This is a genomic window from Streptomyces sp. NPDC048291 (assembly GCF_043201715.1).
Taxonomy (GTDB): Bacteria; Actinomycetota; Actinomycetes; order Streptomycetales; family Streptomycetaceae; genus Streptomyces.
Map to the genome: position 1 here is coordinate 379,815 of NZ_JBICZC010000011.1, position 22,089 is coordinate 401,903.

Below are 22,089 nucleotides of genomic sequence, written 5' to 3' on the forward strand. Positions count from 1 at the left end.
AGGGCAGGGCAGGGCAGGGCAGGGGAGGGGAGGGGAGGGGAGGGGAGGGGCCGGGTCAGAGGGCGTTGGACGCCTCGGAGGGGGCCGGCGGGCGCCAGGACAGCAGCCGGTGTTCGAGCTTGCCGATCACCCACTCGGCGCCGAGCACGATGACCGAGATGACGAGCATCGTGGCGAACACGCCGTTGGGGTCGAAGTTGTTCTGCGCGGTCTTGATGACCAGGCCGAGGCCGCTCTGCGCGCCGAGCACCTCGCCGACCAGCGCGCCGACGATCGCGAAGCCGAAGGCGCTGTGCAGGCTGGCGATGATCCAGGTCAGCGCGGAGGGCACCGTGACGTGCCGGATGATCTGCAGTTGGGAGGCGCCGAGCACCCTGGCGTTGGCGAGGATGTTGCGGTCGACCTCACGCACGCCCTGGAAGGCGTTGAAGAAGACGATGAAGAACACCAGCACCGCGGCGAGCAGGATCTTCGGCAGCACGCCGATGCCGAACGCGACGATGAAGATCGAGCCGAGGACGATCCGCGGGATCGCGTTGACCATCTTGATGTAGGGGCCGAGGACATCGGCGAGGAAGCGGCTCTGGCCCAGTGCGACACCGAAGACCACGCCGGTGACGGCCCCGAGGGCGAAGCCGACCAGTGCCTCCTGGATCGTCGTCCAGATGTTGGCGTAGAAGGACCCGAACTCGGTGCCGTGCCGGAAGAGGTCGATCAGCCGCTTGGCGATGCCGGAGGGCTGCCCGAAGAAGAACGGGTCGACGATTCCCCAGGTGGTGAACGCCTGCCAGCCGCCGATGACCAGGACCGCGAGGCCGAGGCGGCCCGCCCACACCAGGGCGACGCGGCGCCGGCGAGCGCGTCTGGCGGCGGCCCCGGCGGAAAGCTGTGCGCTGCCCTCGACGGGGGCGGGGGAAACTGCGGACGCCGTGCTCATGCCGTACCTCCTGCGGTGCGTGCGTAGGCGCGCTCCACCTCCTCGCGTAGCGAGTCCCAGATCTGGTGCTGAAGTTCGATGAAGCGGGGCTGGAAGCGGATCTCCTGGACCGAGCCGCGCGGGCGGGGCAGGTCGATGTCGAAGACCGCCTTGACCGATCCGGGGCTGGACGTCATGACGACGACCCGGTCGGCGAGTGCGACGGCTTCGTCGAGGTCGTGGGTGATGAAGATGACCGACGGGCGGATCTGCTCCCACAGACCGAGCAGCTCGGTCGACATGATCGCCTTGGTCTGCACGTCCAGGGCGCCGAACGGCTCGTCCATGATGAGGATCCGGGGTTCGTTGATCAGCGCCGCGGCCATGGCCACGCGCTTGCGCATCCCGCCGGAGAGCTGGTGCGGGTAGCGGTCCTCGAACCCTGTGAGGCCCACCCGGCGCAGCCAGTCGCGTGCCGAGACCTGGGCCTGCTGCTTGGGCACCCCGCGGAAGACGGGGCCCATCAGCACGTTGCCGAGCACGGTCTTCCAGGGCAGCAGCGCGTCGGCCTGGAACATGAAGCTGACGCCGTCGGTGACCCCGTCCACCTCGCGGCCCCCGACCCGGACCGAGCCCTCGCTGGGCCGGTCGAGCCCGGACACCATGCCCAGCGTCGTCGACTTGCCGCAACCGGTCGGGCCCACCACCGCGCAGAACTGGCCGGGCTCCACGGTGAACGAGACGTCCTGCAGCGCCGTGAACACCTCACCGGCAGGAGTCAGGAATCGTTTGGTGAGCCCGGATATCTCGACTCGCGCGCTGTCCTGGCCGTCCTTCTCGGCGGCCGGGCGCACCGCGGCGTCGTTTCGCGAAGCCATCTGGAGCCGTCTCCTTCCTAACCTCGGGGATCGAGGAAGGCAGACGCTAGAGGCCGCCGGGTGTTACGTCGCTGTTTCATCCGTATCCCGCGTTAGCCGTGTAAGCCAGGCTTCTGCTCGTTCTGCTCAGCGAACCGGGGCTGGGCAGCGGGCCGGGAGCGGGGGCACAATCACGCCACCACGGGTACGGCGCAGAGGCCGCGCCCGGCAGCCGTACGACAGGCGAGAGACACCGGTGAAACCCATCCGTATGCTGCTCGACCGTGGCGGGAAGGGGCGGCTCTCCGCGCGGATCCTGGCCAACCAGCTGGCCATCCTGGCGCTGACCGGGCTGATCGGTTTCGTGCTGTTCGCGTTCGCGCAGCGGGGCGAGATCGACCGTGCCTACGAGCAGCGGGCCCTCGACATCGCGCAGACCACGGCCGCCGAACCGCAGATCCGGCAGACCATGCAGGACGGTGGCGGCGGCGACGTGGTGCAGACCGTGGCCGAACGGATCCGCAAGGCGTCCGGGGCGTCGTACGTGGTCGTGCTCGACCTGCGCGGCATCCGCCACTCCCATCCCGACCCGGCGCTGATCGGCGAACCGACGGGCGACCCGATCGTGGTACTGGACGGCAGGCCCCAGGTCGGTACCGACCAGGGCGCGACCGGGCGTTCCGCCAACGGCAAGGCTCCGCTGTACGGGCCCACCGGCAAGCTGGTCGGCGAGGTCTCCGCGGGCATTCCCGAGCACTATGTGCTGGGCGAACTGTGGCGCGAGCTGCCCACCTTCGGCGTGTACAGCGCCATCGCTGTCGCGCTCGGCTCGATGGCCGCGTTCCTGCTGGCCAGGCGGCTCAAGCGGACGACGTTCGGGCTGGAACTGGAGGAGATCGCCGGGTTGCTGCAGGACCGGGAGGCGATGCTGCACGGTATCCGTGAGGGAGTCGTCGCCTTCGACCCCGACGGCAGGATCACCGTGGTCAACGACGAGGCCCGTGAACTGCTCGGCCTCGGTACCGCGCTCGGCAGCACGCTGGAGGAGGTACTGCCGGACGGGCGGCTGCGCCGCGCCCTGGACGGCACCCTGGCGGGCAGCGACATCAGCGTGCTCACCGACGACCACTGCCTGGTCGTCAACCGGATGCCGGTAGCCCTGCACGGCCGTGAACTGGGCGCGGTGGTCACCGTGCGCGACCGCACCGAACTCATCGGGCTGCTGCGCGAACTGGACTCGGTCCGCGGGCTCACCGACGCGCTGCGCGCCCAGCAGCACGAGTTCACCAACCGTATGCACACGATGGCCGGCCTGCTGGACATCGGCGATCACGACGCAGCCTACGAGTTCGCCGTCGAGACGGCCGGCGCCGAGCAGGCGCTGACCGAATCCGTACGGGAACGGATCGGCAATCCGCTGCTCGTGGGACTGATCGTCGCCAAGGTCACGGTGGCCGCGGAACGCGGGGTGCGGATCGTCCTCAGCGAGGACTCCGCCCTCGGTGAGAACCCGCCGCATCTGCGCCGGCTGCTGACCATCGTCGGCAACCTGCTGGACAACGCGATCGACGCGGCCGCGACCGGACCGGCACGGCCGGGCGGTCCCGAGGTGCGGCTGTCGCTGATCGAGGCCGTCGACGTGGTGCGGGTAGAGGTGGCGGACACCGGGCCGGGCATCCCGCCGGGCACCATCGAGTCGATCTTCGAGGACGGCTGGTCGACCCGTCCGGACCGGGGCACCGCGCGGCGCGGCCTCGGACTCGCTCTCGTCCACCGGCTGGTCCAGCGGCACGGCGGCACGATCACGGTCACCGAGGGGCAGGGCGCGGTTTTCACTCTGATGCTGCCCGTGCCCGGCATCGCCCCGGCTCCGCAGGACGCCCTGTTCACGACGGCTCCGCCGGTGCCGGTCGGAGCGCGCGAGAGCGTCGCAGGAGGTGACCGCTGGTGATCCGCACCTTGGTGGTGGACGACGACTTCCGGGTCAGCCGCGTCCACTGCGACTACGCGTCCCGCGTCAAGGGCTTCGAGGTGGTCGGCCAGGCGGCCACCGTGGATGCGGCACTCGACGCGGTACGCGACCTCCACCCGGACCTGCTGCTGCTCGACGTGTTCCTGCCGGACGGCAGCGGACTCGACGTGCTGCGCCGGCTGAGCGCGGACGAGGGCGGCGACCGTCCCGACGTCATCATGATCACCGCCGACCGGGACATCGGCTCGGTGCGGAGCGCGATGAAACTCGGCGCCGTCGGTTACCTGGTCAAACCTTTCGGAGCGCCCGACCTCGCCGAGCGGCTCACCGCCTACCGCGAGCTGCAGCACCGTATGGACGCTCTCGGCACAGTCCCGGAGACCGACCAGGCCGACGTGGACGCCCTGTTCAGCGCCGCCCGCCCGCCGGCCGTGCCGCGCGTCCCCGCCAAGGGCCACTCCGCGCCGACGCTCGCCCTGCTGCACCAGACCCTGCGCACCACGAGCGACGCCTTGTCGGCCGCGGAGGCCGCCGAACGCACCGGGGTCTCCCGTGCCACGGCCCAGCGCTATCTCTCCTACCTCGTCAAGGAGGGCATGGTCCGCCTCGAACTGCGCTACGGAGCCACCGGACGTCCCGAACACCGTTACCGCGTCGCGCACTGAGCCGGATCAGGGCAGAGCGGTTGGAGTGAGAGCCGGGGCGTCGTGATCGTCGCGCGGGTGGGACAGGGCGAGGTAGCCGACCAGGGCGGCGCACACCAGCGCGGCGAGGATCGCCGTGGTGCCGAAGCCGACACCTGTGCCGAGCGGCTTGTCCATGCCGAGCCAGTCGGCGACTGAGGCGCCGAGGGGGCGGGTGAGGACGTACGAGGCCCAGAACGCGACGATGGCGTTGAGTCCGGCGAAGCGGTGCAGCAGCCACGGCACGATGATCGCCGCGCCGAACAGCAGCGCGGAGTTCACGAACCCGAGGTCGAGGTAGAAGCCGGTGAGGTCGCCGGCGGCGGTGCCCAGGGCGAAGGTGAGCAGCACGGTCAGCCAGTAGAAGACCTCGCGACGGCGCGTGGTGACGGTGTGGATCGACAGCGTGCGCTCGGTCGCGTACCAGGCGGCGAAGCAACCGGCCAGGGCGATCGCGTAGCCGGTCGTCGTGACAGGCAGGGGTACGTGCAGTCCGATGCGGAAGCAGTCCGCGGCGGCGGTGCCGAAGACCGCGATCATCGCGACGGTGAACCAGTACGGCGCCGGGTGGTACCGCGAGGAACGGAACTGCCACCACAATGCGGCCACCAGCGCGGCGGCACTCGTCCCGGCGGACAGCCACAGGCTCCACTGGCCGAGAAAGTCGGAGGTGGCCTCACCCATGCCGGTGGTGAGGACCTTGACGATCCAGAAGAGGGCGGTGGCCTCGGCGACTTTCGTCGGCGCATTCTCCACTGATCCCTGTTTCATTTCCGACCCTCGCACTTCTCTGTGATTTCTCTGTGTGGCTTTTTGGGGATGTCCTTTCGGCGAGGTTAGAAATGCGGGTGGGAGTGGCGCGTCAGCCGATGGTCGCTAATTTCCGCGGGTGTACGACCTTCGGTTGATGTCCGGTGCGGTGGTGTCCCGTAGCCTCAGGAGCGTGATTTCGATCGGCCCGGAATTCCTGGAGCGTGTGCGCGGGCCGGCCCTCGCGCCCCTGCTGGTGTTCGGGCCGCCCCTCGTCTGCGCCGCCGTCGCGGTCCACGAACTGCTCTACAACCGGGCCAGTGCGATGGACTGGACGCTGGCGGCGGCGGTGATCGCACCGCTGGTGCTGCGCCGCCGGGCCCCGGTCGCCGTCTTCTGGTGCTGCTGGGTGATGGCCGTGCTGACCTGGGCCCTGGGCACCGTCTTGCTGGCCGAGTCGGCCGTCCTCGTCGCCCTGTACACCGTCGCCGCCGAGCGCAGCCTGCGGTACTCGCTGAGCGCGGCGCTCGCTGTAGCGGCCGGCGCCGGTGTGGTGGCGGTGCGGTTCGGGCCGCCGGGCAGCATCAATGACGTCGTGGTGGTGCTCACCGGCCTGGCCGCGGCGGCCTTCTTCCTGGGGACGACCGTGCGGGCGCAGAGCCGTTACCTGGTCTCGGTGGAGGACCGCGCCCAGCGGCTTGAGCAGGAACGCGCACAGCAGTCCCAGCTGGCCGCGGCGGCCGAACGCACCCGCATCGCACGGGAGATGCATGACATCGTCGCCCACGGTCTGGTCGTCGTCGTCGCGCTCGCGGAGGCCGCCGCGGCCACGACGGCGACCGATCCGGACGGTGCCCGCGACCAGATGCTCCACGCCGCCTCGACCGGCCGGCAGTCCCTGACCGGCATGCGCCGCCTGCTGGGAGTCCTGCGGGCGGAGGACGGGGCCGACCGGGCACCACAGCCCGACCTGGGCTCGCTCAAGACCCTGGTGGACGAGGCCCGTCGCACAGGGCTGGACGTCAGCCTCACTGAGTCCGGCACCGAGCAGCAACTGGACGCCGAAGTGCAGACCACCCTCTACCGGATCGTGCAGGAGTCACTCACGAACGTCGTCAAGCACGCGACGGAGGCATCGAAGGTAGACATCGTCCTGCTCCGTGATCCCCGCCGGGTCGTGTTCACCGTCACCGACGACGGCAGACCGGTCTCCGGTCCCCGCCCGGACACTCATACCGGCAACGGCCTGACCGGCATGCGGGAGCGCGTCGCCCTGTTCGACGGCGACCTGACGGTGGGACCCACCGCCACAGGCTGGAGGGTCTCCGGTGAACTGAAGCTGAGCGAGTCACGATGACCATCAAGGTCCTCCTCGCCGACGACCAGGCGCTCGTCCGCATGGCGTTCCGCAGCCTCCTCGGCACGATGCCGGACATCACGGTCGTCGGGGAGGCCGCCGACGGCCGGCAGGCCGTCGACCTCGTCCGGCGGACGGCGCCGGACGTGGTCCTCATGGACGTCCGCATGCCCATGATGGACGGCATCGAGGCCACCCGTCGGATCACGGACACCTCGCCGTGCCGCGTCCTCATCCTGACCACCTTCGACCTCGACGAGTACGCGTTCGAGGGGCTGCGGGCGGGCGCATGCGGATTCCTCCTCAAGGACGTCGTCCCGGCCGTGCTGCATGAGGCGATCCGGGCTGTGGCCTGCGGCGATGCCGTCCTCACCCCGCGCATCACCCGAGACCTCGTCGACCGTTTCGCCAAGGCCGCGCCCTGGCCCCGTGACGAGGCGGCCGGCGCGCTGTTCGCCCAGCTGACGGCCAGGGAACGGGACGTCTTCCACGTCATCGCCACCGGCCTGACGAACGCGGAGATCGCCCAGCGCCTCCACCTCACCGAGGCCACCGTCAAGACCCATATCACGCGCATCCTGGCCAAGCTGCAGCTCCGGGATCGGGTGCAGGTCGTGATCTTCGCCTACGAGCACCGACTGCGCCCGCACTGAGCCGGACCGCTTCACCGCCGCAAGGGAACGGTGGTGGCCTGGCCTGCCTCGCGGGCCCTGATGGAGCGGTTCATCGGACGCGGACGGCGTCGCTGGGCGAACCGGAGTGCGACAAGGTGGCCCGATGGCCTGCGGTATTTTCCGGAGCTACTGAAGTGCTCCCCGACACGGTTCATCACCGACGGCGCGTCAAGATACCTGTACCCGCAGGCCCCAGCGCCCGTTCTGTTAGTACTCCAGCCAGGCGGACCAGCGGAGCCGGTGGGCTGCATCGCGCATGGGCCGGACGATCAGCGTCGTGAACAGTCGCTGGATCTCGTTGCAGGTGAGCGGGATCAGCTCGTCCGGGGCGGGATGGCGGGCGTGTTCGTCGGCGCGGACGACGGCGAGGAAGGCGTGAGCGAGCACGGTCAGGGTGCCCCAGACTCGACAAGGATGCTGCGACGCCACACCGGAACATGGGCAAGGGGTCCAGGACCGCGACATATACGGCAGTCGCGACCTGCACCTCCCTGTGGCCACCGACCCGTCGGCCGGAACAGCAGATCAGTCATGGACCTGCGGTGCTGCGGCCCCCCGGCGTCGGCCTGTCCAGGGACGCTTGGGGGGAAGCGCGTGTGGTCTACTTCGACAATTCCGGTCCCCGTGTCCGTCGGCCCCTCCGGCTCCGTCCTCCACGAGACGACATCGAACTAGAACCGGCCAAGACCCGTTACATCCTCCAGGTCGCAGACGACGATCCACGACTCGCACCCGCCGAGGTGCACGCCGAGATCCACTACGGTCGGCGCCGGCACGATAGTCCCAAGCGAATGGTGCGTAGCGTACTCGCCAATCGCCGCCGCAATTTGTTTCCATGGCCCTTCGGTCGTTGAGCTTCGGCATCGTACGACAACCCCGGTCCCCCGTCGACGGGTTGGGAAGGTGGAGCAGGTGCGCTCCAGCTGGGGCGAAGCCGCGAAAGGCAAACCTTCCAGGGCCCGCCATCGGGTGAAGCCTTCGGAGCCATGCAAGGTGAAGGTGCGATGCTCAACTGCCTCCCAATGGACCATGAAACGGCAGCGGGTGGAGGGTTCGAGGCTGAGATACAGGCTGGCTTCGTGGCAGCAGTCAGCGACGAGGAAGTAGGAAAGGCCTCTGCGGAGGACTTCTCGAAGTCCTCCACAGGAGTGCGACGCTGTCACATCCAGCGTTTGCGTGAAGCAGACACCGGGCCGGAGGGTGACAACGCTGAATGCGATCGACGCGTCGACCTCGCCCCAGGGCATAGCTGCTTTCGCGGGAGATGGCGCCCACTGCCGTTATGGCGAGGTTGAGTTCGGCCGGCGATGCTCGCGTCCCCACCTACCTGGTTGGAGGCGTGGACGCGAAGGCTATTGCTCTGCTGGACGGTGCTGCGGCCGACGATTTCAGTGAGCTTGTTGAGGCTCCCGATGTGACTCCGTCGCCGTCTCCGATTCGGTGTGCCGATCGCTGCTCTAGGCTGGCCTCGTGGGCCGTTTCCACGTCGTTCTCGGTCGACTCCAGTTGCTGGAGTGCGTCCCAACCGTCCTCGACGGGCCGCCCGGCACTCAACAGTGGGCCCGGGAAGCCTGACTCCCGCTCCCAGCGGAACTCGATCTTCTGCGCCGAGGAGGGCACCGTAGTGCCCCAGCTGGTCCGTGGCTGATCCGGGGCGGGCACAGATTCGTGGTGAACGGGTCCGGAAAGTTGCTGACCAGTGACGGAAAGTGGCTGCGCCCTGTGGGTGCCTGAAAGAGTAAAGCTCTTTTCAGGCACCCAACTTGAGATTCTAGAAGAACCCAAGCTTCTGAGGGCTGTATGAACAAAGAATGTTCTTCGTCTGCTGGTAGTGCTCCAGCATCATCTTGTGCGTCTCGCGGCCGATCCCCGACTGCTTGTAGCCGCCGAACGCGGCGTGTGCCGGGTACGCGTGGTAGCAGTTGGTCCACACCCGGCCGGCCTGGATCGAACGGCCCGCGCGGTACGCGGTGTTGATGTCGCGGGTCCAGACGCCCGCGCCGAGCCCGTACAGGGTGTCGTTGGCCATCTTGATCGCGTCGTCGAAGTCGTCGAAGGACGTCACCGAGACCACCGGGCCGAAGATCTCCTCCTGGAAGATCCGCATCCGGTTGTCGCCCTCGAAGATGGTCGGCTGGACGTAGTAGCCGCCCTTCAACTCGCCGTCGTAGTCGATGCGTTCGCCACCGGTGAGGATCTTCGCGCCCTCCTGCCGGCCGATGTCCAGGTAGGAGAGGATCTTCTCCAGCTGGTCGTTGGAGGCCTGGGCGCCGATCATCGTGTCGGTGTCGAGCGGGTGCCCCGGCTTGATCAGGCGGGTGCGGGCGACCGCCGCCTCCATGAACTCGGCGTAGTGGCCGCGCTGGACGAGGGCGCGGGACGGGCAGGTGCAGACCTCGCCCTGGTTGAGCGCGAACATCGTGAAGCCTTCGAGGGCCTTGTCCCGGAAGTCGTCGTCGTGCGCCCAGACGTCGTCGAAGAAGATGTTCGGGGACTTGCCGCCCAGTTCGAGCGTGACCGGTTTGATGTTCTCCGAGGCGTACTGCATGATCAGGCGCCCGGTGGTGGTCTCGCCGGTGAAGGCGACCTTCGCCACCCGCGGGCTGGACGCGAGCGGCTTGCCCGCCTCCACGCCGAACCCGTTGACGATGTTCACCACGCCCGGCGGCAGCAGGTCCGCGATCAGGCTCATCCAGTAGTGGATGGAGGCCGGGGTCTGCTCGGCGGGCTTGATGACGACCGCGTTCCCGGCGGCGAGGGCCGGCGCGAGCTTCCAGGTCGCCATCAGGATGGGGAAGTTCCACGGGATGATCTGCGCGACGACCCCGAGCGGCTCGTGGAAGTGGTACGCCACCATGTCGTCGTCGACCTCGCCCAGCGAACCCTCCTGTGCGCGGATCGCCCCCGCGAAGTACCGGAAGTGGTCGATCGCCAGGGGGATGTCGGCGGCCAGCGTCTCGCGCACCGGCTTGCCGTTCTCCCAGCTCTCGGCGACCGCGAGCGGTTCGAGGTGGGCCTCCATCCGGTCGGCGATCTTCAGGAGGATGTCGGAACGCTCCGTCACCGACGTACGGCCCCAGCCCGCCGCCGCCGCGTGCGCCGCGTCCAGCGCCCGCTCCACGTCCTCGGCGGTGCCCCGCGCCACCTCGGTGAACGGCTGCCCGTTCACCGGCGACGGGTTCTCGAAGTACTGACCGCGGGCCGGCGGCACGTACTCGCCGCCGATGAAGTGGTCGTAGCGCGCCTGGTAGGAGACGATCGCGCCCTCGGTGCCGGGCGCCGTGTAACGGGTCATGGTGGCCTGCCTCCTTGCAGAAGCGCTGCCCGCCGTTGGACAGCTCTCGGCGCGGAGGCTAGGGCAGCGGACGTTGCGGACACGTTGCGCCGCAGGTCAGCCGACCGGCGCCGCGAGCTCCGCCTCCAGGGCCGCAAGCCGGGACCGTACGACCGCCGTCGGCCGCACCGCCGCCAGCGCCCGCCACACCTCGACGTCGTCCTCGCCCCACGGCGCGTGCGCCCACTCCGCCAGCAGGTCGGGGTCCTGACACCCGATCAGCGCCGCCCGCAGCCCGTCCGCGAGCCGCCGCCTGAGCCGTACGACCGCGGGCGCCTGCGAACCCGGCAGCAACGGGCCGGTGTACGCCCCCGCGGCGGCCGTCACCGCGCCCGCCTCCAGCCGCCGCTCCACCACGGTCGCGTCCGACTCGACCGGCGCGGACAACCGGTAGGGACGGGAGGCGAGCAGCCCCGGGCCCAGCAGCCTGCGCAGCCGGACCAGTTCCGCCCGCAGCGTCACCGGCGTCACCGACTCGTCCTCGTACAGCGCGCACAGCAGTTCGTCACCGGTCAGCCCCTCCGGGTGGCGGGACAGCAGCACCAGCAGCTCGCTGTGCCGGCGGCCGAGCCGGATCCGGCGGCCGTCAAGACGGAGCTCGGCCTCGTCCCGGCCGAGCGCCGTCAGCGCGGGCGCCTCTTCGGCGGGCACCGGCGGATCCAGCAGCGCGAGCTGTGACTCGGCGGCCCGCGCCACAGCCTGGACGAAGCCCAGGCTGTGCGGGTGCGCCAGCCGGTCGCCGCCGGTGATGTCGACGGCACCCAGCACCCGCCCGGTACGCGGATCGTGCACCGGCGCCGCCGCGCACGTCCACGGCTGCACCCGGCGGATGAAGTGCTCCGCCGCGAACACCTGCACCGGCCGGTCCACGGCCACCGCCGTCCCCGGCGCATTGGTCCCGACCGCGCTCTCCGACCAGCGGGCGCCGGGCACGAAGTTCATCCGGTCGGCGCGGCGCCGGGTCGCCGGATGCCCCTCGACCCACAGCAGCCTGCCGTCCGCGTCGCACACCGCCAGCAGATGCTCGCCGTCCGCCGCGAACGTGCCCATCAGCTCCCGGAACAGCGGCATCACCCGGGCCAGCGGATGCTCCGCCCGGTACGCCCCGAGGTCACCGTCCGTCAGCTCCACGCGCGCCGCGCCGTCCGGACCCACCCCGGCCCGCGCGGAACGTCGCCACGACTCGGCCACCACGGACCGCACCGGACGCGGCACGGTGCCCGCCGTGGTGAACGTCTCGTGTGCCCGGCGGAGCACCCGGACGCGCTCGGCGGGGTCGGCCCCCGGCTCCAGGGCCACCCAGGGATCGGTCAACTCGGCCTCCCGACGGCGATGCGGCTGGGGACATCGTCACGCGGGGTGTTCGCGCCGACAACCGTTTCGACCGGCCTCGCTGCGAGGACCGGCCCACCGGTCTCACTCCGCCTGGCCGACCAGCCTCATGTAGCGCGCCCAGTCCCAGTGCTTGCCCGGATCGGTGTGGTCGGTCCCCGGCACCTCGACATGCCCGATGACGTGCTCGCGGTCCTTCGGGATGCCGTATCTCTCGCAGATCGACGCCGTCAGCCGCGCCGACTCCCGGTACAGGGCGTCGGTGAAGTACTCCGGACTGTCCACCCAGCCCTCGTGCTCGATGCCGATGCTCCGCGTGTTGTACTCCCAGTTCCCCGCGTGCCAGGCCACGTCGGTCTCCCGCACGCACTGCGCGACATGCCCGTCGGCCGAGCGGACCAGGTAGTGCGCGGACACCCGCTTCTTCGGGTTCTGGAAGATGGACAGCGTGCCGGCGTACGACTGCTGCGTGACGTGGATGATCACCCGGTCGATCGCGTACTCGTAGGGGCGCTGGGCCGGTGTCCGGTTCTCGCTGCTCGCCGCCTGCCACTCGGCCGAGGGATAGTCGACGACCCCGGTCTGCGCGCCCGCCCGGCCCGCGGGGAGCAGCGCGTACGGGACGGCGGCGAGGGCCGCGCCCTTCAGGAGCCGTCGCCTGCTGGGGAGCGGTCGTGCCCGGTCCATGGATGGGGTGCCTTTCGGAAGCGTGCTCGAAGCACGGGGGATCGAGGGCGGTCAGCGGCGCAGGGCCGCCGCCGTCTCGCGCAGTCGCGCATGCAGTCCGCGGTAAGTCTCGCGCGCGGGCAGCCACTCCTTGCGGAGCTTGGCCACACACGTGTAGTTGGTGTCGCACACGTTGGCCAACGGCGATTCCACCGTCTGGGTCGCGTACTGGTAGGCGTCGAGTTCGCCGAACCCGTAGTCGCGCACCAGCCACTGGACCAGGTCGAGCTGCGATATCCGGAAGGCGTCCTCCAGCGGACGCGCCGAGCCCGTCGAGACGATGTGCGTGTCCGACTCCAGCCGGGGCCACGGCGTCGCGATCCCCTTCAGCAGCTCGACGATCACCACGGTGTTCATCGCGCACTCCACGGCCACCCCGCAGGTCTCGCCCTCGCCCTGCCGGGCGTGCCCGTCACCGAGGCTGAGCAGCGCGCCCTCGACGTTGACCCCGAGGTAGCAGGTGACGCCGGCCCGCATCTCGGGCGTGTCCATGTTCCCGCCGTGCGCGTCCGGCACCAGGGCGGAGCGCACCTCCAGATTGGCGGGGGCCACCCCGACCGTGCCGTGCATCGGGTCCAGCGGCAGCTCCAGCTCGATGCCGCCCTCGTGCGCCCGGAAGAGGGCCGTGCGCCGGGTGCGGTCCAGCTGCCAGATCCAGACCGTCTCGGGCAGCGGCGGCTGGAGCGTGGCGGTGGTGTGCGTGGAGGTGAGCGCGCCGAACAGGGGGACCGTCGTCGACGCCGCCCAGTCCCGGGCCGGTTCGATCGACACGAAGTGCACGGCGACGGTGTCGCCCGGCTCCGCGCCCTCGATGTGGAAGGGCCCGGTCTGCGGGTTGAGGAACGGGAACTCGCACACCTCGGACACCAGGTCCTTCTCGGACCGCACCCGGCCGGCGAAGCAGTCCTCCGTGTACAGGTCGAGGACGGTGCCGGGCGCGATCCGTGCCACCGGCGGCGCCCCGCCGAACGTCCAGGCGTAGTCGTCCGGTCCGGGCCGGACGGTGAGGATCCGGGGGTCGGTCATCGCGGTGGTGCTCCGTTCTGTGCGGTGGCGGTGCGTGGTGTGTCGTCTTCGAGGTGGACCCGCGCGGTCTCGGCTATGCGCTCGGGGTGACGCCGGATCAGTACCAGGAGGACGACCGCTCCGATCGCCATCCACACCCCGACCACCGGACCGGCGTACGACACCGGGGCGGTCAGCCTCGTCACGAAGTCGAAGACGGGCAGCCCGGCCGCGGTGAGCAGGGCGGGGACGAAGGCCACGATGCCCAGCAGCGGGAGGAGCAGGTGCCGTACGGGCTTGAGGGACGGTCGGCCGCGGCGCAGGAAGTAGCCGGCACAGGCGAGGTTGACGACGATGTAGACGCCGATGACGACCGTGACGATCACCGTGGCCAGCAACAGGAACGCGGTCACCGGGTCGTAGCCGAAGCCCAGCCCCAGCACGGCGCCGACCGCCACGACCGTCTGGACCGCGATTCCGGCGACGGGGGAGCGGTACCGGGGGTGGAGCGTGGCGAGGACGCGCGGCAGGACCCGGATGCGGGCCAGGGCGAAGGCCGTCCGCGTGGACACGTTGGCGCAGGCGTTGGCGTTGGCGATCGTCGAGTTCACGACCGCGAGGAAGACCAGCACCCAGAAGAGGCCGAACGAGGCCCGGGCGACGCCTTCCCAGGAGGCGTCGCCAGCCGCCCCGAAGGAGGCGAACCGGCCGGGGCCGAAGTACACGGTCATCGCATAGGTCGTCACCACGTAGAACAGGCCGATCCCGAGGGCCGCGCCGAGCACCGCGCGGTGCATCGTGCGGCGCGGGTCGCGGGTCTCCTCGGCGAGCGGCGCGGCCGCCTCGAAGCCGGCGAACGCCAGCACGGTGTAGACGGAACCGGCGAAGACCCCGCCGACCCCTCCGTAGCCGTCCGCCGTGTGCGAAGTGCCGAACACGGAGAGGGTGTTGTGGTCGCCGGCCCGGATGATCAGCCATCCTGCGAAGACGAGGAACACCGCGATCTCGAAGACCCCGAGGACGGTCCCGAAGCGGGCCGAGGCGCGCACCCCCAGATACCCGGCGACGGCGATGACGGCCGCGCCGGCCAGCGCCCACGGCCACCACAGGCCGGCCGGATAGGAGGCCCACTCGTCGTGCAGGGTCCCCGCCGCGGTGAACCCGAGCTGGAGCAGCAGCAGTGGCGGCACCAGCGCCTCCACGAACACGTATCCCCAGCCGACCAGGAACCCCACGGCGGGATGCAGCCCCCGTGCCGCGTAGGTGGCCACGGAGCCGGCGGCGGGCAGCTCGCGCGCCAGCTCGGCCACGCACGAGGCGGTGAACAGACAGGCGACCAGCGCGATCAGCACGGCCAGCGGCAGGCTGCCTCCGGCGAAGGCCGCACCCGCCGGAATGGACGCGGCGACGGCGGCGGCGGGCGCCATCGCCGTCACGCTCTGGAACAGCACCTCCCGCAACCCGACCGCGTCCCGCCGCAGTCCTGCGGTCGCCTCTCCCGACATACGTCCCCCCGATGTGCGTGTTCCCCTCGATCAAGCGGATGCCTCGCGTGAATCACGGTACGGCGCTGGCGGGTTGGGCAGAAGAGCGCCCGGGGGTTCCGTGGACGGAGCGGCGACTGTGGACAACCTCCGCACCCGGACGGGTGAAGGGAGTGCGCGCCTCACACGGGCTCTCCCTCCCGCAGGCAGACGCAGGAACCCGAACTCGCCGCCGAATGGAGCGCGACGAGGGCCGAGAACGGCGCGACGAGCGGCGTCGCCGCCAACTCCGGCAGGGAGAACAGCGCATGCCGGTCGTGCTCGTCGCTGAGCCGTACCGCCGTCCCCTCGGCGAGGATCCCGCCGTCGAAGTAGCAGTCCAGCACGGGGCCGGTGCCGTCCACGTCGGCCCGGTGGTCGATACCGAGCAGTCTGGGTGCCGGACCGAGAACGATGCCGGTCTCCTCCAGCATCTCCCGCCGCGCCGCGGTCAGGGGATCCTCGCCGTGGTCGAGCATCCCGCCCGGCAGCCACCACTCGCCGGCCACCGGCTGGCCTGGGCCGTAGCGCAACAACAGGACCCGATCACCTTCGTCCCGTATGAACACGCACGACGCGATGAGAGCCTGGGGCTGGGTCCTGATCCACTCCTCGCGGGGAACCCACTCGGCCACGCCAACCTCCCGGAGTCCGACGGAACTTCAGGGTGCCTCCCCAGGGCACGGCCGTCCCGAACCCGCGGGCGCGAAGGCGGAGACTTCCGGGCGCGTCTCGGTCAGACCCGCTCAGCGACGGTCGCCGGATCGTCCAGGACGGCACGGATCACCGAGTGGGCCGCGCCGAGGAGGGGGCCCTCGGAGCCCAGCCGGGAGACGGACACCGGGCAGGCCGGACCCGTTGTGCGGTCGGCCAGTTCGGCTTCCAGGGACGGCAGGAGCCAGGGCGCGAGACCGGCCAGGGCCCCGCCCAGGACCACGGACTCGGGGTCGAGGAGGTTGACGGCGCCGGTGAGGGCGATGCCCAGGGCCCGGCCGGCGTCCTCCAGGGCCCGTCGCACGGCCTCGTGGTCGGCGCCCGCCCGCTGCGCGAGCAGCCCGACCGCGTCCTCGCGGGTTTCGAGGCCGGCCGCGCGCAGCACCGCCTCCTCGCCGGCGTACTGCTCCAGGCACCCGCGCCCGCCACAGGCGCAGCGCGGTCCGTCGGGGTGGACCGGTACATGACCGAGCTCGCCCGCGAAACCGCGTTTCCCGCGCAGCAGCTGTCCGTCCACCACGACGGCGGCGCCGATGCCGATCTCCGCCGACACGTGCAGGAAGTCGGGGGGCGTCGCGTCCCCGAGCCACAGCTCGGCCAGGGCGCCGAAGTTGGCCTCGTTGTCCACCGTCAGCGGGAGGTCGGCGGGCAGCAGCGCGGCCAGGTCGGTGTCGTGCCAGTCGAGGTTCGGGGCGTGGACGACCGTGTGCCCGTCGCGGGCCACCAGGCCGGGGACGGCGACCGCGAGACCGGCGGGCCACAGACCGTGCCGTTCCGCGTCCGCCGCGACCCGCCGGACCAGACCGGTCAGCTCCGCCAGCACCGGGCGCGGATCCCGGCCCCGGTTCGCGCCGTGCCGCTCGGCACGCGCGCGTACCTCGCCGCGCAGGTCCACCGCGCACACGGCGAGATGGTCGACCCCGATCTCCGCCCCGAGGCCGGCCGGACCGTGCCCGCTCACCGCGAGCGCCGAACCCGGCCGCCCGACCCGGCTGGGCCGCTCGGGCCCCAGTTCCTCCAGGAGTCCCCAGCGGATCAGCTCGTCGACGAGGGTCGACACGGCCGCTCTGGTGAGGCCGATGCGCGAGGCGACCGCGGCCCGCGACAGCGAGCCCTCCGCGCTGACCGCGTGCATCACGCGCGCGAGGTTGCGCCGGCGCATGCCCTGCTGGGTGTCCGGCAGGGCACGGCCGGTCGCCGTCGGGCGGGCCTCGTGCAGCGGTGCGGTCATGCCTCCATCAATCCTCTGGGACTCTCCGGGATCCTCTCGAATCCTCTTGAACCCTTTCGAAGCCTCTCGGCGGTCCTCTGCCGGTCAGCGGTTCTCCGGCGCCCGCTCCAGCAGCGGGGCCGCGTCGGAGAGTACCCCGGAGATCCTGGACAGCGTCGCGGCGTCCCGCTCCACCGCGTCCAGCACGGGCCCGGCGGCCGTGTTCCAGCGCCGTGCCACCGCTGCCGGGTCCTCTCCGGTGAGCAGTCCGGCCGCCTGTGCGGCGGCGCCGAGGGCGACCAGTTCCTTCGCCTCGGGTACCTGTACCGGCCGCCCCGACAGCCGCCGTACCGTCTCCTGCCAGGCCCGGCCCCGGGCGCCGCCGCCGATCAGCAGCAACGGGGTGGTCCGGTCGGCGTCCTCGTCGAGCACCAGGTCCAGAGCGCCCAGCAGGGCGTGCACGGCGCCGTCGTAGGCGGCCTGGAGGAGCTGGCCCGCGGTGGTGTCGTGGCGCAGGCCGTGCAGCAGGCCGGAGGCGTTCGGCAGGTTCGGGGTGCGCTCGCCGTCCAGGTACGGCAGCAGGGTCACCGAGGTGCCGGGCTCGACGGCCTCGCGGTCCAGGCCGAGGAGCGCCGCGACCCGGTCGACCGCGAGGGTGCAGTTCAGGGTGCAGGCGAGCGGCAGCCAGTCGCCGTGCGCGTCGGCGAAGCCCGCCACCGTGCCGGTCGGGTCGGCGGGCCGGTGCCTGGAGACCGCGTACACCGTGCCCGAGGTGCCGAGGCTCAGCACGGGGGTGCCCGGACGCAGTCCGAGGCCCAGCGCGGCAGCCGCGTTGTCGCCGGTGCCGGCCGCCACCAGGGTGCCCTTGGAGAACGGCAGGTCATGGCTGTCCCGGACGGTGCCGGCGACCTCGCCGGGCCGGACCACCCGGGGCAGGAACGCCGGGTCCAGGCCCACGTGGGCCAGGGTCTCCGCGTCGTACGCCTCGGTCGCCGACGCCCACCAGCCGGTGCCGGAGGCGTCGCCGCGGTCGGTCGTGCCCAGCCCGGTCAGCCGCTCGGTGAGGTAGTCGTGGGGGAGCCGTACGGCCCTGGTCGCCCGGACCGCCTCCGGCTCGTGCTCCGCCAGCCAGGCCCACTTGCTGACCGTGAACGACGCGCCCGGCACGCTCCCGGTGCGCTCCGCCCAGGCCTTCGGGCCGCCCAGCTCCTCGATCAGCCGCTGGGCCTGGGGCGCCGAGCGGACGTCGTTCCAGAGCAGCGCGGGCCGCACCGGTTCGCCGTGCCCGTCCAGGGTGACCAGACCGTGCTGCTGCCCGCCGATCGACACGGCCGCCGCCTCGTGCGCGGCGTCCCCGCACTGGCGCAGCGCCTCGCACAGCGCGTCCCACCACTGGCGCGGATCACTCTCCCGGCCCGTGCCGGTGGTCACGGTGTGCGGTGCCTGGCCGCTCGCCACGACCTCGCCGGTGGACGCGTCGACGACCAGCGCCTTGGTGGACTGGGTGGACGTGTCCACGCCGACGACGAGCGGACCCTCGGCTGCTGACATCGGGCTCTCCCTTTTTCCGCGGCTCGCGGCGTATCTGACCTGCAGTTTTCCCGGCTCGTCGGGGTGTCGCGACCCGGTTTTCGTCCTTCGGGGACAGGGTGACCCTTCCCAGGGACGCGTCGGCATACTAATTTGTAAACCGCGATGACGAAATAGGCGACACGACAGTCGTCCATCGGTCATCCACCGCAGTCATCGAGCACAGCCCCCGAGCAAGGAGCCGCGGCATGAGCTTCCAGCCCACCCCCGAGGACAGGTTCACCTTCGGCCTGTGGACCGTCGGCTGGCAGGGAAGGGACCCGTTCGGCGACGCCACCCGTCGCGCCCTCGACCCCGTCGAGACGGTCCAGCGCCTGTCCGAACTGGGCGCCCACGGTGTGACGTTCCACGACGACGACCTGATCCCCTTCGGGTCCTCCGACAGCGAGCGCGAGTCGCACATCAAGCGCTTCCGGCAGGCCCTCGACGCCACCGGCATGAAGGTGCCGATGGCCACCACCAACCTCTTCACCCACCCGGTCTTCAAGGACGGCGCGTTCACCGCGAACGACCGTGACGTGCGCCGCTACGCGCTGCGCAAGACCATCCGCAACATCGACCTGGCCGTCGAACTGGGCGCCGAGACGTACGTCGCCTGGGGCGGCCGTGAGGGCGCCGAGTCCGGCGCCGCCAAGGACGTGCGGGTCGCCCTCGACCGCATGAAGGAGGCCTTCGACCTCCTCGGCGAGTACGTCACCTCCCAGGGCTACGACCTGCGCTTCGCCATCGAGCCCAAGCCGAACGAGCCGCGCGGCGACATCCTGCTCCCCACCGTCGGCCACGCCCTCGCCTTCATCGAGCGCCTGGAGCGCCCCGAGCTGTACGGCGTCAACCCCGAGGTGGGCCACGAGCAGATGGCCGGCCTGAACTTCCCGCACGGCATCGCGCAGGCCCTGTGGGCGGGCAAGCTCTTCCACATCGACCTCAACGGCCAGTCCGGCATCAAGTACGACCAGGACCTGCGCTTCGGCGCCGGCGACCTGCGCGCCGCCTTCTGGCTGGTCGACCTCCTGGAGAGCGCGGGCTACGCCGGCCCGAAGCACTTCGACTTCAAGCCGCCGCGGACCGAGGACCTCGACGGCGTGTGGGCGTCGGCCGCCGGCTGCATGCGCAACTACCTGATCCTCAAGGAGCGCGCGACCGCCTTCCGTGCCGACCCGGAGGTCCAGGAGGCCCTGCGCGCCTCCCGGCTGGACCAGCTGGCCCAGCCGACCGCCGCGGACGGCCTCCAGGCCCTCCTCGCCGACCGCACGGCCTTCGAGGAGTTCGACGCGGACGCGACCGCCGCACGCGGGATGGCCTTCGAGCGACTCGACCAGCTGGCGATGGACCACCTGCTGGGCGCCCGGGGCTGAACACGCACGCGCGCGTGACGGCCGCCTCCGCGGCGACGCCCGCACGCGCGCGTGTCGTTTCCGGCGGGCATACGACCGGTTCGTACCGGAAATGCTCCGGAACCGTGCGGTCCATGGCATGAGTCCGTGCCAACTGTCGTGCCGGTCTCGCGCGATGACCGGAACGCGGTGACTCTTGACGGTATGGCCATGCCGCCCGTACCGCCACGACCGCCCGGCCCGCCGGATGGCACTCCGCCGCCCGCGGGCGGCTACGACCCGCCTCCGTACGGGGGTTACGATCCGCCCCCGTACGAGGGTTTCGCCCCGTCCCCGCAGGCAGGTTTCGGTGCCCCGTCCCCGCAGGCAGGATTCGGCGCTCCGCCCGGTGACCAGGACCCGCCCACCGCCGTGGGCTGGATGCCACCACGCCCGCCGGGGCCGCCCCGTCGGCGCAGGGGCCCGTTGTTCGCCGTTCTGGCCCTGCTGGCGGTAGCGGTGGCCGTCGCCGTCGTCGTCCTGATGGCGTCGGGTGGCGACGGCTCGACCGACGAGAAGCCCGGCGCCGGCAGCCCGAGCCCCTCCGGCCCGGCCCGGCCTTCGTTCAGCCTCCCGACCGAGCTGCCCAGCAGCCTGCCGTCGGGGCTGCCGAGCGAACTCCCTTCGCAATGGCCCTCGGAGCTGCCCAGCGAGCTGCCGAGCGGTCTGGATTCCCTGCTGCCCTCGTTGCTGGGCTAGTCACAGCGTCCGGAACCACCGCACCACGGCGGCGGTTCCCGCCTGCTGGGAACCGAGATGGCGGGAACCGCCGTAGTCCGGGGTGCCGAGGCCGACCGGCGGGGCATCGACGCCGTGGGCGCGCAGGGCGGCGTGGCAGTGGGCCGTGTTCGTGTTGACGGCCTGCTCGTCCCCGTCGGCGTAGTAGAGCCTGACCGGAGCCCGCGGCACCCAGTCGCTGCACACGCTGTCCGTGGCCCGCAGGGCCGCCGCCAGCCCTCCGGTGGGGTGGGCCAGCATCGCCCGGCCGCGGGCGGTGAGCAGTGCGCCGAGGGAGTCGGGGGTGCCGGCCACGACCTCCTGACCGGTGTGGGTGCCGTCCAGCAGCTCCTCGACCGTGCGGTCGTACGGCGCCCGGAACACCTCGGCGGGCGAGTCGTACAGGTGGTGCAGACGGTTGAACGCGACCAGGGCCAGCGCCGTGTAGATCACGCTCGCCTTCGGGTCCGTGCGCCCGGCCAGCAGCGCGGGGATCTCCGCGTCCCGGAACGCGTAGGCACCGCTGACGGGTGCCACCGCGCGGAGCCGGAACCAGCCGTCGGCACCCTCCTGCAGAGCCCTGGCCAGCCCCAGGGCCGCCGATGCCCCCTGGGAGAAGCCGGTGACCAGCACTCCCCGGTGCAGCTCCCGGCTCTTCTGTGCCGCGACGGTGCGGGACGCCCGCAGCATGTCCAGCGCGGCCGTCGTCTCCGACGGCACGTCCATCCAGGGATGCGGGCCGGGGCCCAACCCCAGCCCGAGGTAGTCGGGGAGCACTGCCGCGAATCCGGCGGACGCGTAGGCCAGGGCCGGTGCCTGGTCCCAGACCTCGGTCGAGACCGAGGCGACGTCACCCTTGAACAGTTCGGTGCCGTGCGTGAACGACACCGCTCGCAGCCGCCGTTCACCGCTGCGCGGCAGGGCCAGCAGCCCGCTGGCGGTGGTGGGCCGCCCGTGCGGATCCACCGTGCGGTACACGATCCTGAAGGTGTCCAGGCCGTACCGCACGGCGCCGGTGTCCCAGGCCCCGCCCTCGTCGCCCGCCAGCTCGGCCGCGGCCTGGCGGGCGGTCAGCGTCCGCAGATGCTCGACGGACACCGCCGTGCCCCGTGGCACCTGCGCCCCCACCGGGGCGACGGCCGCCGCCGGCGGACTCGATCCCCGCGCGACCACGGCCGTCGCGCCGCCTGCCGTCAGTGCCACCGTCACGACCGAGACCGCCACCGCCCTGCCGATTCGCCGCACACTCGTTCGCGTCATGGTCGCCGACTTCGTACGCGTCGGCTTCGTACTCGTTCGCTTCATACGGTGACCGTACGAACCCCCACAGCCACCGGCCATCCGGCCAACCTGCCT

Annotated in this window: 18 protein-coding genes and 1 pseudogene; 6 read left to right on the forward strand and 13 right to left on the reverse strand. The window is 71.4% G+C overall.

The window, feature by feature from the left end:
• Positions 1-55: 55 nt before the first annotated feature.
• Both ACGF5O_RS30150 and ACGF5O_RS30155 read right to left on the reverse strand, forming a co-directional pair.
• Complete coding sequence (locus ACGF5O_RS30150) at positions 56-937, reverse strand: ABC transporter permease (protein WP_393813021.1); 882 nt, start codon at positions 935-937, stop codon at positions 56-58.
• Complete coding sequence (locus ACGF5O_RS30155; RefSeq protein ID WP_393813022.1) at positions 934-1,794, reverse strand: ABC transporter ATP-binding protein; 861 nt, start codon at positions 1,792-1,794, stop codon at positions 934-936. The genes ACGF5O_RS30150 and ACGF5O_RS30155 overlap by 4 nt, the downstream gene beginning before the upstream one ends.
• Positions 1,795-2,029: 235 nt before the next feature.
• On the opposite strand from ACGF5O_RS30155, the gene ACGF5O_RS30160 reads away from it, so the two are divergent.
• Complete coding sequence (locus tag ACGF5O_RS30160) at positions 2,030-3,724, forward strand: ATP-binding protein (RefSeq protein ID WP_393813023.1); 1,695 nt, start codon at positions 2,030-2,032, stop codon at positions 3,722-3,724.
• Positions 3,721-4,410, forward strand: coding sequence for a response regulator (locus tag ACGF5O_RS30165; RefSeq protein ID WP_393813024.1), 690 nt, complete (start codon positions 3,721-3,723; stop codon positions 4,408-4,410). Before ACGF5O_RS30160 ends, ACGF5O_RS30165 begins: the two co-directional genes overlap by 4 nt.
• Before the next feature lie 6 nt (positions 4,411-4,416).
• Here the strand turns inward: ACGF5O_RS30165 and ACGF5O_RS30170 are convergent, their stop codons facing one another.
• On the reverse strand, positions 4,417-5,199 hold the full coding sequence (locus ACGF5O_RS30170; protein WP_393813025.1) for a hypothetical protein: 783 nt from the start codon (positions 5,197-5,199) through the stop codon (positions 4,417-4,419).
• A 172-nt stretch (positions 5,200-5,371) separates the two neighbouring features.
• Between ACGF5O_RS30170 and ACGF5O_RS30175 the strand changes: the two genes are divergently transcribed.
• Both ACGF5O_RS30175 and ACGF5O_RS30180 read left to right on the forward strand, forming a co-directional pair.
• Complete coding sequence (locus ACGF5O_RS30175; RefSeq protein ID WP_393813026.1) at positions 5,372-6,535, forward strand: sensor histidine kinase; 1,164 nt, start codon at positions 5,372-5,374, stop codon at positions 6,533-6,535.
• Positions 6,532-7,188, forward strand: coding sequence for a response regulator (locus ACGF5O_RS30180; RefSeq protein WP_393813027.1), 657 nt, complete (start codon positions 6,532-6,534; stop codon positions 7,186-7,188). Before ACGF5O_RS30175 ends, ACGF5O_RS30180 begins: the two co-directional genes overlap by 4 nt.
• Before the next feature lie 228 nt (positions 7,189-7,416).
• Here ACGF5O_RS30180 and ACGF5O_RS30185 read toward each other — a convergent pair.
• From ACGF5O_RS30185 to xylB, 9 genes and pseudogenes are all read right to left on the reverse strand, one after another.
• A pseudogene (locus tag ACGF5O_RS30185) lies at positions 7,417-7,611 on the reverse strand (IS701 family transposase); the annotation flags it as partial.
• 1,369 nt (positions 7,612-8,980) lie between these two features.
• The gene (locus ACGF5O_RS30190) at positions 8,981-10,504 is read right to left on the reverse strand and encodes an aldehyde dehydrogenase family protein (protein WP_393813028.1); all 1,524 of its coding nucleotides are present in this window, start codon (positions 10,502-10,504) and stop codon (positions 8,981-8,983) included.
• A gap of 96 nt (positions 10,505-10,600) precedes the next feature.
• Positions 10,601-11,857 carry a GAF domain-containing protein gene (locus ACGF5O_RS30195; protein ID WP_393813029.1) on the reverse strand — a complete coding sequence of 419 codons (1,257 nt, stop codon included), beginning with the start codon at positions 11,855-11,857 and terminating at the stop codon, positions 10,601-10,603.
• A gap of 102 nt (positions 11,858-11,959) precedes the next feature.
• Complete coding sequence (locus tag ACGF5O_RS30200; protein ID WP_393813030.1) at positions 11,960-12,562, reverse strand: N-acetylmuramoyl-L-alanine amidase; 603 nt, start codon at positions 12,560-12,562, stop codon at positions 11,960-11,962.
• Between the two features lie 51 nt (positions 12,563-12,613).
• The gene (locus tag ACGF5O_RS30205; protein ID WP_362579036.1) at positions 12,614-13,627 is read right to left on the reverse strand and encodes an acetamidase/formamidase family protein; all 1,014 of its coding nucleotides are present in this window, start codon (positions 13,625-13,627) and stop codon (positions 12,614-12,616) included.
• Positions 13,624-15,111, reverse strand: coding sequence for an APC family permease (locus ACGF5O_RS30210; protein ID WP_393813031.1), 1,488 nt, complete (start codon positions 15,109-15,111; stop codon positions 13,624-13,626). Before ACGF5O_RS30210 ends, ACGF5O_RS30205 begins: the two co-directional genes overlap by 4 nt.
• Positions 15,112-15,272: 161 nt before the next feature.
• Positions 15,273-15,764 carry an NUDIX hydrolase gene (locus tag ACGF5O_RS30215; protein WP_393813032.1) on the reverse strand — a complete coding sequence of 164 codons (492 nt, stop codon included), beginning with the start codon at positions 15,762-15,764 and terminating at the stop codon, positions 15,273-15,275.
• A gap of 101 nt (positions 15,765-15,865) precedes the next feature.
• On the reverse strand, positions 15,866-17,074 hold the full coding sequence (locus tag ACGF5O_RS30220) for an ROK family protein (RefSeq protein WP_393813033.1): 1,209 nt from the start codon (positions 17,072-17,074) through the stop codon (positions 15,866-15,868).
• An 84-nt stretch (positions 17,075-17,158) separates the two neighbouring features.
• Positions 17,159-18,604 (reverse strand): xylulokinase, encoded by a 1,446-nt coding sequence (xylB, locus tag ACGF5O_RS30225; protein WP_393813034.1) that lies wholly within the window; start codon positions 18,602-18,604, stop codon positions 17,159-17,161.
• Between the two features lie 227 nt (positions 18,605-18,831).
• Between xylB and xylA the strand changes: the two genes are divergently transcribed.
• Together xylA and ACGF5O_RS30235 are read left to right on the forward strand one after the other, a co-directional pair.
• Positions 18,832-19,998, forward strand: a complete 1,167-nt coding sequence (gene xylA / locus ACGF5O_RS30230; protein WP_393813035.1) for a xylose isomerase — start codon at positions 18,832-18,834, stop codon at positions 19,996-19,998.
• Between the two features lie 444 nt (positions 19,999-20,442).
• Positions 20,443-20,715 carry a hypothetical protein gene (locus ACGF5O_RS30235; RefSeq protein WP_393813036.1) on the forward strand — a complete coding sequence of 91 codons (273 nt, stop codon included), beginning with the start codon at positions 20,443-20,445 and terminating at the stop codon, positions 20,713-20,715.
• On the opposite strand, the gene ACGF5O_RS30240 is transcribed toward ACGF5O_RS30235, so the two are convergent.
• Entirely contained in the window at positions 20,716-21,993 is a 1,278-nt protein-coding gene (locus ACGF5O_RS30240; RefSeq protein WP_393813037.1) for an alpha/beta hydrolase family protein, read from the reverse strand.
• Positions 21,994-22,089: the final 96 nt, after the last annotated feature.